Genomic DNA, 15,130 nt, shown 5'->3' with positions numbered 1-15,130 from the left:
GCGGAAAAGGATCATTGAGCAGTTGCCCGAAAAGCGATAATCAGCTAGCTTGGAGGAGCACCATCGAATAACTGATTGAGGGAATGAGAAATGTCTCAGGGAAAGCCCATGAAAGACAGTACTGTTGATGCCATTGCAGCTGTTTCGATAGTAATGCTGATTGTTGTTACTGCTGTATACTGGGTCAGCCATCAATAAGCTACCCAGACTGACTGAGCACCAGTTTCACCAACATTACCAGGATCAGAATAAAAACAAGCGTTCCCACAATACCGGCGATGATGAAGTGCGCCGGACGTCCCTGCGAAAAATCACGCGCCCTGTTTTTTTCACTCTGCACACCAAACGCAGACGCTAAGGCGCTCTGCAGCGTTGACAGGAAGCCAGTGCCCTTTGCCATGATAATTCCCCGTTTCGTGAGTTCGTCTCATTTATTACATGCCAGTGATGAAGTCGCAAGTGATATGACAGGAGAAAAATTAACAAAGCGTGATAATCTTAAAAATCACCTCAAGGTAGACGTGTGAAAGTAGAGTTCAGACAATGTCATAAAAGTTGTAGTCGCCCAAATCATGAGATATTTTGCATAGCGATTGGTGAATCCGCTCGCAAATGTCTTACTGAATGAGTAGTTGCTGTAACTCATAAAAAGAGAGCCAGCCATTAACGCTGAATAGCGGGTAAAGTCACTGGCCCCCTGAGCCACCAGATATTTATCGGCACCATCAACCAATGCATACCCGGCTCCTTTTATGTAATGTCCACCGCATACAGTCATTCCAAGGCTATTAAACGCTTTTCCTATGGCAGCCTGTGTTATGGCTGACGGGATATAGGAAAGGCCAGATGTCACTTTTTTGGCCGGTTCCAGACTGGTGGCAGGAACAATGGTTATATCAGCTTCACCCAGAATACGATGGAAGAACAGTTGAATGCAGGCACCATTGACACTGATCGAGCAGGAGAGGAAGTGATCTGCCGGTACCGCCTTCAATATATTATTGGCATAGGTATTACCCGTAAAGGCAGTGACCATTAACTTTGTTCCATAGGGAAGGGCTGTAACTAAACTGGTGAACAGCGAGGATTTCATTTTATTAATCTCGCTATCGGTCTCTTTGGCAAATATTTTCTTCTCAGCAACCTCATTAATCGCTTTGGTCGCAATATTCGCAAACAGCTTCCACGTATAGAATATCCGCACATCAGACTCAGACATCTCTTTCTTGTTTAGAACCAGGCCCAGATTATCCCGATAATGTAAATAGGTGCAAAAAATAGCAAGAGACAAAGTGTAACCGCTGGCATCTATCTGAGGTGTGATGTAAGACCAATTATGATCTCTGATCAAAAGCGGTATTATATCCCCCAATGCCAGAGCTTCTGCCAGTATTTGAGCGTTGGCGAAATGTCCATAATATCCGTCACTGGTATCAACAGGTCCCGAGCTGAAGAGCAGGGAATTGAAAAGTTTGAGAAGAACAGTCAGTGATTTACCGGTGTAATAAACAATGTTATTCCTTATGACCAGACTGTCTCCATTCTCCTTATTTTGATAAACATGGACTTTTTCCAGCCAGTCCGTACCAAGTTCAGGCAGATCTGACTCCTGAAATAAAGCCGTTTTTGTTTCCGAATCAGTAGCGGTAGGACAATCCATTTTCGCAGTACAATGTAACTGGGCATCTTTTTCTAATGATGAATGTTCAGAGCCTGAGGATACTTCGGCTGGCTTTATCTGCGTAAGTACCGTAAAGCGCACAATCTCTGTCAGCTGCTTTGAAGTTCCCTGTTGATTGAAAAGGTAAATCTCAACATCACACTTGAGTCTCTGCTGATTACAGGGTGCCCGAATTTCGTGATCCAGACTTCTTGCCTTTAACAAGCCAGGTAATGTCACCTCGAGATATTCTCTTGCCTCTTCCGAATACATATCCGGTAACTCAGTTATGATAAATTCTACGGACTCCTGCTCTTGTATAGCATCAACACCAAAGTGCTGCTGAAACCAGGCAGCGTGTACATCGATTCCCGTTTCAAAACCCGGAGCCGGAGCAGTATGAGGATCACGCAACTTCGAGTTTGTTTGGCCAACACAGAGAGAAGTGAAGCAAGCAGATAAAACCAAAAAAATTAACTGTTTGAGCATTAATTGCATAGAGCATCCTTTAATAATAAAAACACCTGAAAGCTTGAGGGGTTTGATAACTGAGACCTTAAGGTCTTGGCTTACAGGCATAGTCATAATTTCCCATCACGGTATGACCAAGTGCCAGTACCTTTCCTGCAGTCGGATAAGAATGACTTACCAGTGCAGAGCCCGTTTCGTAGATCATGATTAACCCGGAGCCCTGGAGTATGTACATCATCATCGATCCGGGGAAGTATCGGAGGTTGAGGTAAAGCGAACCTGCCGTAATAGCGCCTCCCATGGCGAGCCCTGCCGTATCTTTAGCAATCGGATGGTCGAACAGGTTTCGACCCAGAGTGATCGCCATTTCAGTGTTGACCAGACCCGCTGCTTCTAGAGCATTCACAAGATAGACCCAGGGCAAACCACTGGATAATTTCAATAAGGCCAGACCGCTCATGCTGGCCATAGAAACAGAAGCTAACCCTTTACATAAAACCAGTTTTTCTGACTCCCCATAGTGGGCATGAGGTAAAACATGATCAAAGTTTGCCATACAGTAATTCTCAAGAGAGCCAATGGTTTCATAAGCGGCACTGATCATCAGGCCGCCCGATAGGGATACGTGGTAGTATTTTCGACCGACATAACGAGCCATCGCCAATGAATACTGCTCAATATCTTTGGCGTTTATACCTTCCATGGCTGCTGAGTTGAGCAGACCCGTGTTTACCACCCCAGCCAGAAGGACAACGTAGATGGTTGTTACATCTCTTGATGCTGCCGCAGTCGCTTCGTAACTTGTAAAGCCTTTACTCAGGTAGATATTTTTTAATTGAGTTCTCAGGGCTGATGCCATATTGCTGGTGACACCAATGGATTTAGCTCCGATGGCGAAATTTTCCAGCATATTCACTCCGGGTCCCGGAGATGGATTGTTGGCATTATAAAATTCAGCGAATAAATTAAGGCCAACAAATGACAGGCCCGTCAGGACGTAACCGGCTGAAGGTTCTTCCTTATAACGCTGAGTCTCGTTGCTTTCTGTCGTTTTTATTTGGTCTAACACCTTTTCGACTTCGCGGTATTCTGCAACAGGTAGAGCGTATTCGTTGGTGAAGCTGGTCTGAGGGATGGACCAGGAAAGAATGGTGACCAGATTCAACAGAAAAACAGGCTTGTGCCAGTAATTATGAGGATCAACTCCGCCTGCTATTGAATTGGTAAAAGCTGATCCCAACAATGCGAAACCACCAAACTTGATTAATGAGGCGGATGGAAGACTGTTAAAATAATTAAAATTAGTCTCGTAGTCATTGCAGAAAAAAGGTTCTTGCTGCTGGATCAGGGTAGTATTCTGAGGAACTTCTTCTCTGGAAACAATCGGATGTCCTTCCATGCCGGAGAAGTAGGGTGGCAAGTAAAATTCAAGAAAGATGGCGTGACTGTTTAAGGGCTTTATGGTCAGAATCAACATCAGCAAAAAACACGAACTGAGGGACAGCCGAATCGATCGAATGACCATAGTATTCACCTATTTTAATATTATAAAAGTTTTTGTTAACGCCCTGTTTTACACAGAAGTCCTTTCGAAAATTCATTATAGTGTCTGTTTGAATAATTATTAGGTTATTCTTGTATCATATTGAAATTAATGGAGTTCTTTTTATTATATAAATGGTGACTGTTATCTCAGGCAGTTATCTCACACTGAAAAAAGCTAAATGTTTCGGAAGGGTTTTGAGAATGTGGCAGCCCGTATTTCAGGACTGCCAAAATATCAGATAAGGTTCTTTTCAGATTGCTGCATAGGTGCAAGAGGCCCGGTCAGAATAACAATATCGTCTTGTTCGAGGGCATCCACTTCTTCCGGATCCAGACTTTGGCCGTCCCGTTTTACTTCAACAACAGAAACATCGTCTTCAAGCGGTAAATCACGGGGATTCAATCCTTCACAGGTATTACCCCGGCAAACGTTAACAGCATGCCGTAAAGAAGTTTCCTCGCTGTCTCCCATAACATCTTCATAGCCGGGATAGTAACCATTGAGAATATCGTATTGTTGTTCTCTGGCTTTATGGATCTTGTCTCTGACCTGATTACGATCTATGCCCAGCATTAACAGAACATGCTTGACGATCAACAAACTGGATTCGAGCACTTCAGGAATAACGGCTGTGGCACCGGCCTTTTTGAGTGAGTCTGTCAGACTGTCATCCTGGGTTCTGACCAGAATGGGAATATCCTGATAATGGGAACGAATTGTTTTGACAATCTCCAGGGCATTTTCACTGCGATCGATACAGACAATGACTTGCCTGGCGCGTTTCAAACCAACTGACTCCAGAAGCTCCAAACGACGCGAGTCTCCATAAAAGACAGGTTCGCCTGCAAGTCCGGCTTCATGAACATGTAAGGGGTCATTATCTACTGCTACAAAGGCCAGCTTTTCCTGCCCCAGGAATCGGCTTATTGTCTGTCCCACACGGCCGTAGCCGCAAATGAGGGTATGCTGTCTGATGTGGGAGACCTGCTGCTCAATATCGCCCTGATCAATTTGGGACTGTATAGCCTCCTGTTTCTTATATAAAAGATTGACAATTTTGCTGCTGTTTCTGATGAGCAATGGCGCCAGAATCATGGATAGAATAGTGATGGCCAGCACCACGGAAGCTCTTTCTCCCTCCGTTTGGCCATATTGAGTAGCCAGAGCAATGAGGGCAAAACAGAATTCCCCCCCCTGAGCCAGAGCCAGACCGGTTTTGAGTGAAGTGCTTTTTTTCTCTCTGAGCACCCTTGCCAGTAGCGTAATGATACCCAGTTTGAAGATGACCAGACCCACTGTACCCAGGATAATCGCTGGCCAGAAATTCAGCAGGATATTCAGATCCAGCATCAGCCCGACGGAGACAAAGAACAGTCCCAGTAAAATATCCCGGAAAGGTCGGATATCCGCTTCCACCTGATGCTTATAGTTACTCTCACCCATCATCATGCCAGCAATAAAACCACCCAGAGCCATGGACAAACCCAGAACATGGGTTAACCAGGCCGCCATCAGAGCAACCATGAGAGCGGTTAATACAAATAACTCTTCAGAGCGGGCCCTCGCGACTTCGTTGAAGACTCTGGGCAAAATCCATTTACCAACGGCCATCATGAGAAGGACAAAAAGCAGGCCCTTGGCCAGAGCCATGCTAATGGTGGTGAAGACTGATTTGTCTCCCGCCCCCGCCAGGGCTGGAACCAGAATCAGGAACAGAACTGCGGCAATGTCCTGGAACAGCAGCACACCAATCGCCATCTGGCCCTGACGACTGCGAATTTCATTGCTCTGGGTCAACTCTTTGGAAACAATCGCAGTAGAAGATAAAGCAAGAGCTGCTGCGACGATCAAAGCTTCTTTTACTGATGTTCCAACCACCAGCAAAACCGCAAAGATTCCTGCCCCACACAAGAGGACCTGCCCGCCCCCAAGCCCAAACACTTCCCGCTTCATGGACTTAATTCGTTTAAGCGAAAACTCCAGACCAAGAGTAAACAGCAGGAAGACCACGCCAATTTCTGCCAGCAAGCTGATATCAAAGCTATGATCGATCAAGCCGGTAGCGGTGGGGCCAAGCACGATACCCACCGCCAGATAGCCAAGGCTTTCGGGCAGATTCAGGCGATGAAACAGAGCAATGGCTCCCACGGAGAGAGCCAGAATTAACATCAATTGATTGAAAAAAGTAAAGTCCATCGTTTATAGGGCCTGGTTATTCTTTTTACAGTGAAAATACAGCTCTCTAGCAAAATTTTGGGGTGAGCTAAATGAACGGTTACAATTGTATCCGACTTAGCCTCCCGCTGTTCAGGAAAACTTGTGCTGCACTTATCTTTCTATACCACATCTGGTTGCCATCTGTGTGATCATGTTGAAGAGTTCCTTATAATTCTCGGCCAACATCCCCAACTTCATAGTCAATTCTGTTGGTCGGCGGTTGAAATCAGCGTATCTGACGATTTGATTGAACGATATGGTGTCCGAATCCCGGTGATCGCTACCGAAGAGGGTGACGAGATAGGCTGGCCGTTTGAAATGGAAGAGCTCGGAGAATGGATCTATAACCACCTGACTGAGCATTCATCCCGGAGTTGATGGCTTCTTAGTCAGGCTCCTAGGATTTTTATTACAGATTCAGTATTCTGAAACTAGGGAAACAGTTTACACAACATTGATGGATCGTATGTCTACAGCCTTTAAAAAAATCTCTGACAGCCATGAAAAGTTAATGAAGCTCGCTTCAATGGCCTCAGTCACAACTGCCGCCATCCTCTTATTCGTTAAAATTGCCGCCTGGTTTATGACCGGTTCTCTGAGTGTTCTGGCAACACTGCTGGATTCTGTCATGGATGTGGTTGCCTCGGTGATCACACTCGTGGCAGTCAAAATTTCCCTCGAACCTGCCGATAAAGAGCATCGATTTGGCCATGGCAAAGCTGAGTATCTGGCTGTTCTGGCTCAATCTGCTTTTATTTCTGGCTCGGCCATTATTTTGTTTCTCAGCGCAACTGACCAGCTGTTAGGAGAGGAAGGCAGCGTTGACAATGAAACAGTGGGCATGACCGTCATGCTTTTCTCGATCGTGGTGACTCTCATACTTCTGTCTATACAAAACTATGTTGTGAAGAAAACCGGATCTGCTGCCATTGCTGCAGACTCCGCACATTACCGGGTCGACCTGCTCACCAATGCCTCTGTTATTATTGCGCTCTATGGTGCCAGTCAGGGTTACTTCTATCTTGATCCGGGATTTGCTCTCCTGATATCGATTTATATGCTGGTCAGTGTTGGCAAAATGGCATGGCATGCGGTTCAACAGCTTATGGACCATTCATTGCCAGAGCAGCAGGTTCAGGACATTGAACGCATTGTGCTGGCTATTGAAGGGGTTCTTGGCATCCATGAGATGAGAACCCGTATTTCTGGTCGGGTTCCCTTTATCCAGATGCACATCGACCTTGATGGTGATCAGAGCTTGCACGAAGCTCATGATATTGGTCAGGCAGCGGAAGATGCCATTATGGCGTTCCTTCCCAATGCCGACGTCATTGTTCATCTGGATCCAAATTGAAAAAGCTAGTGCACCCAAGCCTTGATATTCATAGAGCCCACTCGTTCCTGGAGGTAACCCATCAATTATATTGAAACCGGCTACGGGAATGACTGACTTGCTAAAATAAGTCACTGTGAGAACCAATGCGAGCCAATTGCAGTTTTCTATCGTGGATGCGGTAGATCAATACCAAATCGGGTTTGATATGGCAGTCCCGGAAGCCGAGCCAGTCGCCAACCAATGCATGATCCATATGGCGGGCATCCAGCGTTTGGCCTCGCTGTAAAGTACCAATAACATCACCTACGGCAATAATATCTGCAATGGCCAGTTTGGTGATCTTTTTAAAGTCCTTCTTAAACTGATTGGAATATTCCAGGCTATACATCATTTACCTTGCCATCAGTCAGCTCATTCATTAAAACACTGACGGATTCGGCGCTTTGACCTTTGCCTTCATACAGTTCTTTCATTGCAGCCACCGAGGTTTTGTTGGGCTTCTGAACTCGCAGTTCAAAGGGGATTCCACCGTGATTGATTACCGCTTTGGCAAAGAGATTAATAGCCTGAGAAGTACTTAAACCAACAGCTTCGCAGATATTAGTAAAGGCGGCCTTGGTATCGTGATCGATACGGGCACTGAGCATTTCCTGCTTCATGTTTTACTCTCTATAAGTCAAATATGTATTACATTGCTATACATTGTACAACGAATTGTAGAAAGATATCGGCGATATTCAAGTGCAGTTGATGTCGCTTCCCTGGCTAAAAAAAGGAAATCCGGTCAAGGAAACCCGCCCTGAAGAGGTTGTCGCAAAACTCCAACCACTCTGCGCGGGAAGGCAAATGTAGAGTTACCGCTTCACCAGTCCGAAAAAGCTACTGGCCGTTTCTGATGTCTCTCTGGCCACTTGTTCATAGGTTTTTCCCGTTTGCTCGGCAATGGTTTTCACTACCCAGGACAAAAAGGCAGGCTCATTCCTCCTGCTCTTTGGTTTTTTGTCCATGCTTCTGGGCAGAAGCCAGGGGGCATCAGTTTCTATCATCAGGCGATTTGCCGGAATCTCTTTCAGTAATGAATGCAGGTGCGTACCACGCCTTTCATCACAAACCCAGCCGGTTATGCCAATGTGCAGATCCAGATCAAGGTATTGATAGAGCGCTTTTTTGTCGGCTGTAAAACAATGCACAACCAGCCCATCAAGATGATCTCTGAACTCTCTGGCAATGGCTGTAAAACGCTCAGCTGCATCGCGTTCATGGCAGAAAGCAGGAAGACCTGCTTCAACGGCCAGCTGTAACTGTTGCTGAAAAACGGTTTCCTGAATCGGTCTGGGTGAAAAATCCCGATTAAAGTCCAGACCCATTTCACCCGCAGCAACTACTGGCGGTGCCTGAAACAGCTCTTTCAGGACTTTGTAACAGGACTCTGTGGCATTTTTTGCATCGTGCGGATGAATACCAGCCGTTGAGTAGCAGTAATCGGAATACTTTTCGGCCAGTTCCAATGCCTGCTGAGACTCAACAACAGAGGTTCCTGTAAGAACCATCGTATTCACGCCTGCTTTAACGGCACGCGCCACGACTTCATCCCGATCCTCTGAAAATTGCTTATCGGTGAGGTTCACACCGATGTCCACCAGATTAGGGTTCATAAAACCTCGAAGTTACAGGTAAAAATCTGGTACATTCTCTCCAAAATAAGGTGGGCATGGCAATCGGGCTATGCGCTCAATCTTTAAATTCATAGTGAGACTTTAATGACTCATTCTTCCCTGACTGTGTCCCATCTTGCCATTCACCCGGTGAAGTCACTCAAGAAGATTTCAGTCGATCAGGCTGTTATTGATCCTATGGGATTTATTAATGATCGACGCTGGCTGGTCGTCGAGCCCGATGGCAAATTTATGACCCAGCGCCATTATCCAAAAATGGCATTGATTGCTGCCATTCCAGACGAAGGTGGATTGAACCTGTCTGCACCGGGCATGTCTGATCTCATCATTAAAGACCCGGAGCAAGCGTCTGCAGCCTCGCAAAAGCCTGTTGTGGTTTGGAAAGATGAAATGCAGGCGCTTGATGCGGGCGATGCCGCATCCCGATGGCTCACGGAATGTCTTGGCTTGCCATGCAGAATGGTTAAGTTCTCAAATCAGGTGCATCGTCAGGTGGATCTTCGTTTTGCCAATGAGGGCGACTGCACGGCTTTTGCTGATGGTTTCCCTTTTCTTCTGACCACAGAAGCTTCATTGCAGGAGCTTAACAGCCGCCTTGATACTCCGGTCACCATGGACCGTTTCAGACCCAATATTGTCGTTCAGGGCAACGAGGCTTATGCAGAAGATCGTTGGAAAAGAATCAAAATAGGTGAGGTGGTTTTCCGTGTCGCCAAGCCTTGCAGTCGATGTGTCATGACAACGGTTGATCCGGCAACAGGCGCCAAGACAGGAAAAGATCCGCTATTGACATTGTCAGGTTACAGAAGAACGGAGATGGGCGTCATTTTTGGACAAAACCTGATCCATGAATCAGAAGGCATTATCCGATTGGGCGACACCGTTGAGATTATCGAATAGTCTCAAAGAGCATTATAAAAATACTCTAGCCTCTTGATATAAGAGGCTATTTTGCATCAGATAACAATCAAACGTCGAATTCTACCCAGAGAGGAGCATGATCTGAAGGCTTCTCAAGACCACGAATATCGTAATCAATGCCCGTTGCTTTGCAGTGCGTCATCAAAGAGTCCGTTGCGATAACACCATCTATTCGAAGACCTCGTTTGGGCTCACGATCAAATCCACGACTGCGGTAGTCAAACCAGCTGTAAAGTTCTTCGCTGTTCTTTTCAGGGCACACACGAAAGCAATCATTGAAGCCCCAGGCCAGAAGACGATCAAACCACTCTCTTTCTTCCGGCAGGAAACTGCATTTTCCAGTCCTTAGCCAGCGCTTTGCATTATCGGGACCGATACCAATGTCAGTATCCGTGTGGGAGATATTAAAGTCGCCCATAACCAGCAGAGGTTGACCCGGTGAATACTCTTTTTCCAGAGTGCTCATCAGATCCTGATAAAAAGCCTGCTTGGCTGGAAACTTGGTAGGGTGATCACGGCTCTCGCCCTGAGGGAAATAACCATTAATGACGGTAAAGGATTGGCCACTGTCGGTCTGGTATTCTCCGGTGATAAGACGCCTTTGGGCGTCAGGGCCATCGTTTTTGAAACCTTTCTCAACCCGGACAGGCTTTTTACGGCTCATTAAGGCAACACCATAGTGTGTTTTCTGTCCAAAATACTCAACATGATAACCCAGGGCTTCAATGGCCTCGACCGGGAAATCTTCATCAGTGACTTTGATCTCCTGCAGTCCAATGACCTCCGGCTGATGCTTTTCGATCAGTGCCTTGAGTTGATGCAGACGAACACGGATTCCATTGACATTGAATGTAATGACTTTCATAACCTTGAAACGGCTTCCTTAGGTGGTATCAGCTGCATCATAGCCGAAAAGCTCCAGGGTTATAAGCTGAAGAATCAGGGCCAAAGGTCAGAGAAGTGCAAATATATCAGCCTTTGCTTGCTGCTCAATGGTCAGCTTTTATATAGTTTCCTTTAAAGAATCGTACAAGGTCGTACGACATCTCAGGAACCATCACGACACATTGCGAACACTCTATGCCTGACATTAATCGATCCTGGATCCTTGCTGGAGGAATGGCTGGGCTTTTAGGAATCTATCTGCTGACCGCAGATGTGACTTCCATGTCCGATACCGGTAGATCCTCATCTGTGGCGAAAAACAGGCCTGTTGCTGAATTACCACTGACCAGAGTCTCAGCCAAAGTTTTTCCTGTTGAATCCATTCATCGTACGCTTAGCTTATTTGGCGAAACCCAGCCCGACAGGATCGTGACGATCAGTGCAGAAATCTCTGCCAGAGTGCTAGTCGCAACCGGCCAGAAAGGGCAGCTCATGAAAAGTGGAGAAGCTATCGTCACTTTGAAAGAGGGGGCATTACCGGCCCAGATTGCCACTGCCAAAGCCAGAGTCCGAAAAGCTGAGCTGGACTATGAATCAGCACTGTCACTGAAAAGTAAAAACCTGATTGCTGAGAATGATTTGCCACGACTGGAAGTGGACCTGAGCGAAGCGCGATCAGCGCTTGCAACGCTTGAAATTGATTTCGATAACACCCGAATCCGTGCTCCGGTAACCGGCATTCTGAATGACCGGTTTGTTGAGCAGGGTGATTATATTGAAACAGGGAAACCCGTCGCCGAGATACTCGATCTTGATCCTCTGGTGGTTGCCGTTGATGTTCCCCAGTCACATATTGCTGCAGTTACCCTGGGTGATAGCGCGGATATTCGTTTTGCTTCCGGTGAAACAGTCTCTGCAAAAGTTCGCAACATTGCCCGTCTGGCGGAATCGGGCACCCGAACCTTTAAGGTAGAACTCAGTCTGCCCAATGCAGCTATGGAGACACCGGCCGGTTTGAGTGTTGAGGCTGAACTTCAACTGGAACAAGTTGAAGCCATCAAGGCTTCACCGGCCTTATTAAGTCTGGATGAGACCGGTAACCCCGGCATCAAATGGGTGGATGAACAGGATCAGGTGCACTTCACTGCCGTTGATATTGTCAAATCTGAAGCCAGCGGTATCTGGCTTGGCGGTATTCCTGCCAGTGCCAGACTCATCACCAGAGGACAGGGTTTTGTCAGGGAAGGGGACCGGGTGATGGTTGAACTGGAGCAGGCTCTTGCGGCTAAAGGAGACAAGCTTGCAGGGGATACACCATGAGCAGCCTGATTGGCCTGTCGCTGGATCGCAGTCGTACAGTTCTGATGATGTTTATTCTGATTCTTATTTCGGGGATGGTCTCCTACCTGACGATTCCCAGAGAATCTTCGCCTGATATTCCTATTCCCTTCGTATATGTTTCCGTCAGCTACGAAGGCATTTCACCGGAAGATTCAGAAAGATTACTGATTCTGCCTCTGGAAAAAGAGCTCCAGGGACTTGAAGGCGTCAAGGAACTCTCTGCAACGGCTTCACAATCTCATGCCTCTGTCACACTTGAGTTTGAGGCTGGTATGGAGCTTGATAAAGCGCTTGCCGATGTCCGCGACAAGGTGAACCTGGCAAAAAGCAAGCTGCCAGATGGAACCGATGAGCCCGTCATTGAACAAATTACCATGGCCAGCGTAAACCCTGTGATGACTGCTATTCTCTCGGGCCATCTTCCTGAAAGAACCATGGTAAAGATTGCCCGAGCCCTGAAGGATGAGTTGGAAGCCCGCAAGGCGATTCTGGAAGTAGATATCGCTGGTGACAGGGAAGAAGTCGTAGACGTTATTATCGACCCTATGAAGCTGGAAAGTTATGGTCTGGTGCCTGCCGATGTCATTAACCTGGTTTCTCAGAATAATCAGCTGGTCGCTGCTGGCAGCATGGATACCGGCCAGGGTAGTTACTCTGTTAAAGTCCCTGCCGTTTACAAAACCCCGGCAGATATTCTTTCCCAACCAGTAAAAGTAGAAGAGAACCGGGTAGTGACCTTTGCAGATGTCGCTACCGTCCTGAGTACGTTTAAAGAGGGCGGAGGCTATGCCCGCCTGAACGGCGAAAACAGTATTGCCCTGGAAATAAAAAAGCGCCCCGGTGAGAACATTATCGAAGCCATTGAAGTGGCAAAAACTATCATCAATCATGGTATTGCAGCCGGACCCGAGACGTTGAAAGTGGATTACGTGGGTGATCAGTCCGAAGAAATAAAAAGGATGCTGACTGACTTGCAGAACAACGTCCTGTCTGCAGTGATTCTCGTTGTTATCATTATTATTGGTGCCCTGGGGGCTCGCAGTGCCTTTCTGGTGGGCATCGCAATACCCGGTTCATTCCTGTCGGGCATTCTGATTCTGGAGATTATGGGTCTGACCATTAATATGGTCGTGCTTTTCTCGCTGATTATGGCGGTAGGTATGCTGGTTGATGGCGCTATTGTTGTCACAGAATATGCAGACAGGAGAATGGGGGAGGGGATTCATCGCCAACAGGCCTATCTCGAAGCCTCTCGCAAAATGGCCTGGCCCATCACCGCCTCCACAGCCACAACACTGGCAGCATTCTTTCCACTGATGTTCTGGCCGGGAATGATGGGGGAGTTTATGAAGTACTTGCCCCTGACTCTGATTGCAACACTGGCTTCTTCACTGATCATGGCCCTGATTTTCATCCCGACGCTGGGTGCCATGATTGGCAAACCCCGCTCACTGGGGGCTGGAGAAAAAGCATCCATGCAGGCTGTTGAGTCAGGCGAATTTGATCAGACCACCGGATTCACCGGACGATATGTTTCAGTTTTAGCCCGCGCGATAGACAACCCTGGCAAGATGTTACTTTTTACCTGCATCACGGTAGCGCTGATTTTTACTCTTTTTATCAAGACTTCCCGTGGTGTTGAATTCTTCCCTGATGTAGATACTGATGCCATTATCATTACCGTAAAAGTGAACTCAGGGAACCTTTCCGTTGACGAAAAAGATGCCCTGATGGCAAACATAGAAGCCCGCCTGCTGGATCTGCCTGGCATGGAGACACTCTATGCCAGAACCGGAGATAACCAGGTTGTAGGGACCTTAAGAATCAATCTTGAAGACTGGCAGTACCGTGACACAACCTTGACCATAGCCCGGGATGCTGAACAAAGATTGTCAGCATTCTCAGGGCTGGACATAGCCGTTGAACGTGTCAAGGATGGTCCTCCCGGCAGCAAGCCGCTGGAGCTGATTGTCAGGGCCGACAATCTCGACACTCTATACAATGCAGTAGCTAAAGCAAGAAACCTGCTCGAGAATCTGGGTTCTTTTACCAATATTGAAGATTCAGGGCCAGCACCCGGTTACGAGTGGCGTCTGAGTATTGATCGTGCTGAAGCTGCCCGATATGGAGCCGACGTTACAACAACCGGTAGTATGGTAAGAATGGTGACATCCGGATTAACAGTGGGGTCCTATCGCCCTGACGATTCCGACGATGAGGTGGATATACGCATCCGTTACCCTGAAAGTGAACGACATCTGGAAAGTATTGACCAGCTTCGTCTAATGACTTCTTCCGGGCTGGTGCCCATCAGTAACTTTACAGAGCGAGAAGTCACCAGCAAGCTCGATAATATCAAGCGCATAGACGGTAAACGAAGCATCACTCTTTCAGCTGATCTGGTTGCTGGAGAGCTGCTTTCACAACAAATTCCGTTATTGACCCAAGCGTTAGCAGCGGCCAATTTTGGCGATGGTGTCAGCTTTGACTTTAAGGGCGAGGAAGAGGACCAGAAAGAGAGCGGACAATTCCTGATGCAAGCATTCAGCGTCGCACTGTTTGTCATGGCCATGATCCTGGTCACCCAGTTCAACAGTTTCTATCAGGCTGCATTAATTATGTCAGCCGTGATATTGGCCACCGGTGGCGTCTTCCTGGGACTGATGATCACCGGTCAGAGCTTTGGCATCGTTATGTGTGGCATCGGCATTATTGCCCTGGCGGGGATTGTCGTGAATAACAATATTGTTTTGATCGATACTTTCAATAGTCTTAAAAGAGAAGGGCACAGTGTACGAGAAGCGATTCTCAGAACTGGCGCTCAGCGTCTCAGGCCCGTTATGCTGACAACCATCACGACCGTATTGGGCCTGATGCCCATGGTATTGTCGATGAACATCAATATGTTTGATCATTCCATCGAGATTGGAGCACCCTCCACCCAGATGTGGAATCAGCTGGCGACCTCAATAGCAGGGGGGCTGACCTTTGCCACTCTGTTAACACTGCTGGTGACCCCCTGCCTGCTGATGATCTCCGGGAAATGGCGAACTCGTTCATTTCGCTGATCTCTCAAA

13 protein-coding genes are annotated in these 15,130 nt (G+C 47.2%); 5 read left to right on the top strand and 8 right to left on the bottom strand.

What is annotated here, in order from left to right; translation table 11 throughout:
- Nucleotides 1-199: 199 nt before the first annotated feature.
- From ACO6VG_RS18885 to ACO6VG_RS18870, 4 genes are all read right to left on the bottom strand, one after another.
- Complete coding sequence (locus ACO6VG_RS18885) at nucleotides 200-400, bottom strand: DUF2970 domain-containing protein (protein WP_422133734.1); 201 nt, start codon at nucleotides 398-400, stop codon at nucleotides 200-202.
- Nucleotides 401-505: 105 nt separating this feature from the next.
- Nucleotides 506-2,074, bottom strand: a complete 1,569-nt coding sequence (locus ACO6VG_RS18880) for a hypothetical protein (protein ID WP_422475119.1) — start codon at nucleotides 2,072-2,074, stop codon at nucleotides 506-508.
- A gap of 142 nt (nucleotides 2,075-2,216) precedes the next feature.
- Entirely contained in the window at nucleotides 2,217-3,656 is a 1,440-nt protein-coding gene (locus ACO6VG_RS18875; protein WP_422475117.1) for a hypothetical protein, read from the bottom strand.
- A gap of 255 nt (nucleotides 3,657-3,911) precedes the next feature.
- Nucleotides 3,912-5,873 carry a cation:proton antiporter gene (locus ACO6VG_RS18870; protein WP_422137940.1) on the bottom strand — a complete coding sequence of 654 codons (1,962 nt, stop codon included), beginning with the start codon at nucleotides 5,871-5,873 and terminating at the stop codon, nucleotides 3,912-3,914.
- Between the two features lie 123 nt (nucleotides 5,874-5,996).
- On the opposite strand from ACO6VG_RS18870, the gene ACO6VG_RS18865 reads away from it, so the two are divergent.
- Both ACO6VG_RS18865 and ACO6VG_RS18860 read left to right on the top strand, forming a co-directional pair.
- On the top strand, nucleotides 5,997-6,272 hold the full coding sequence (locus ACO6VG_RS18865) for a glutaredoxin family protein (RefSeq protein WP_422133730.1): 276 nt from the start codon (nucleotides 5,997-5,999) through the stop codon (nucleotides 6,270-6,272).
- A gap of 133 nt (nucleotides 6,273-6,405) precedes the next feature.
- Nucleotides 6,406-7,248: a cation diffusion facilitator family transporter gene (locus ACO6VG_RS18860; RefSeq protein WP_422475115.1), complete on the top strand. Its 843-nt coding sequence runs from the start codon at nucleotides 6,406-6,408 to the stop codon at nucleotides 7,246-7,248.
- A 100-nt stretch (nucleotides 7,249-7,348) separates the two neighbouring features.
- On the opposite strand, the gene ACO6VG_RS18855 is transcribed toward ACO6VG_RS18860, so the two are convergent.
- The 3 genes from ACO6VG_RS18855 to ACO6VG_RS18845 form a co-directional block, all read right to left on the bottom strand.
- Nucleotides 7,349-7,618, bottom strand: coding sequence for a type II toxin-antitoxin system YafQ family toxin (locus tag ACO6VG_RS18855; RefSeq protein ID WP_422140084.1), 270 nt, complete (start codon nucleotides 7,616-7,618; stop codon nucleotides 7,349-7,351).
- Nucleotides 7,611-7,889, bottom strand: coding sequence for a type II toxin-antitoxin system RelB/DinJ family antitoxin (locus tag ACO6VG_RS18850; RefSeq protein ID WP_422133727.1), 279 nt, complete (start codon nucleotides 7,887-7,889; stop codon nucleotides 7,611-7,613). Before ACO6VG_RS18850 ends, ACO6VG_RS18855 begins: the two co-directional genes overlap by 8 nt.
- A gap of 195 nt (nucleotides 7,890-8,084) precedes the next feature.
- Nucleotides 8,085-8,885, bottom strand: a complete 801-nt coding sequence (locus ACO6VG_RS18845; protein WP_422137938.1) for a TatD family hydrolase — start codon at nucleotides 8,883-8,885, stop codon at nucleotides 8,085-8,087.
- Nucleotides 8,886-8,990: 105 nt separating this feature from the next.
- Between ACO6VG_RS18845 and ACO6VG_RS18840 the strand changes: the two genes are divergently transcribed.
- Nucleotides 8,991-9,806, top strand: a complete 816-nt coding sequence (locus tag ACO6VG_RS18840) for an MOSC domain-containing protein (RefSeq protein WP_422133725.1) — start codon at nucleotides 8,991-8,993, stop codon at nucleotides 9,804-9,806.
- Nucleotides 9,807-9,873: 67 nt separating this feature from the next.
- Here ACO6VG_RS18840 and xthA read toward each other — a convergent pair whose 3' ends face one another.
- Nucleotides 9,874-10,692: an exodeoxyribonuclease III gene (gene xthA, locus ACO6VG_RS18835; RefSeq protein ID WP_422475113.1), complete on the bottom strand. Its 819-nt coding sequence runs from the start codon at nucleotides 10,690-10,692 to the stop codon at nucleotides 9,874-9,876.
- Between the two features lie 254 nt (nucleotides 10,693-10,946).
- On the opposite strand from xthA, the gene ACO6VG_RS18830 reads away from it, so the two are divergent.
- Both ACO6VG_RS18830 and ACO6VG_RS18825 read left to right on the top strand, forming a co-directional pair.
- Nucleotides 10,947-12,032 carry an efflux RND transporter periplasmic adaptor subunit gene (locus tag ACO6VG_RS18830; protein ID WP_422408913.1) on the top strand — a complete coding sequence of 362 codons (1,086 nt, stop codon included), beginning with the start codon at nucleotides 10,947-10,949 and terminating at the stop codon, nucleotides 12,030-12,032.
- The gene (locus tag ACO6VG_RS18825; protein WP_422133722.1) at nucleotides 12,029-15,121 is read left to right on the top strand and encodes an efflux RND transporter permease subunit; all 3,093 of its coding nucleotides are present in this window, start codon (nucleotides 12,029-12,031) and stop codon (nucleotides 15,119-15,121) included. The genes ACO6VG_RS18830 and ACO6VG_RS18825 overlap by 4 nt, the downstream gene beginning before the upstream one ends.
- The last annotated feature ends 9 nt before the right edge of the window (nucleotides 15,122-15,130 follow it).

The organism is Endozoicomonas sp. ALB032 (genome assembly GCF_049310125.1).
Lineage (GTDB): Bacteria > Pseudomonadota > Gammaproteobacteria > Pseudomonadales > Endozoicomonadaceae > Endozoicomonas_A.
This window is presented reverse-complemented; position numbering and strand designations above follow the sequence as displayed.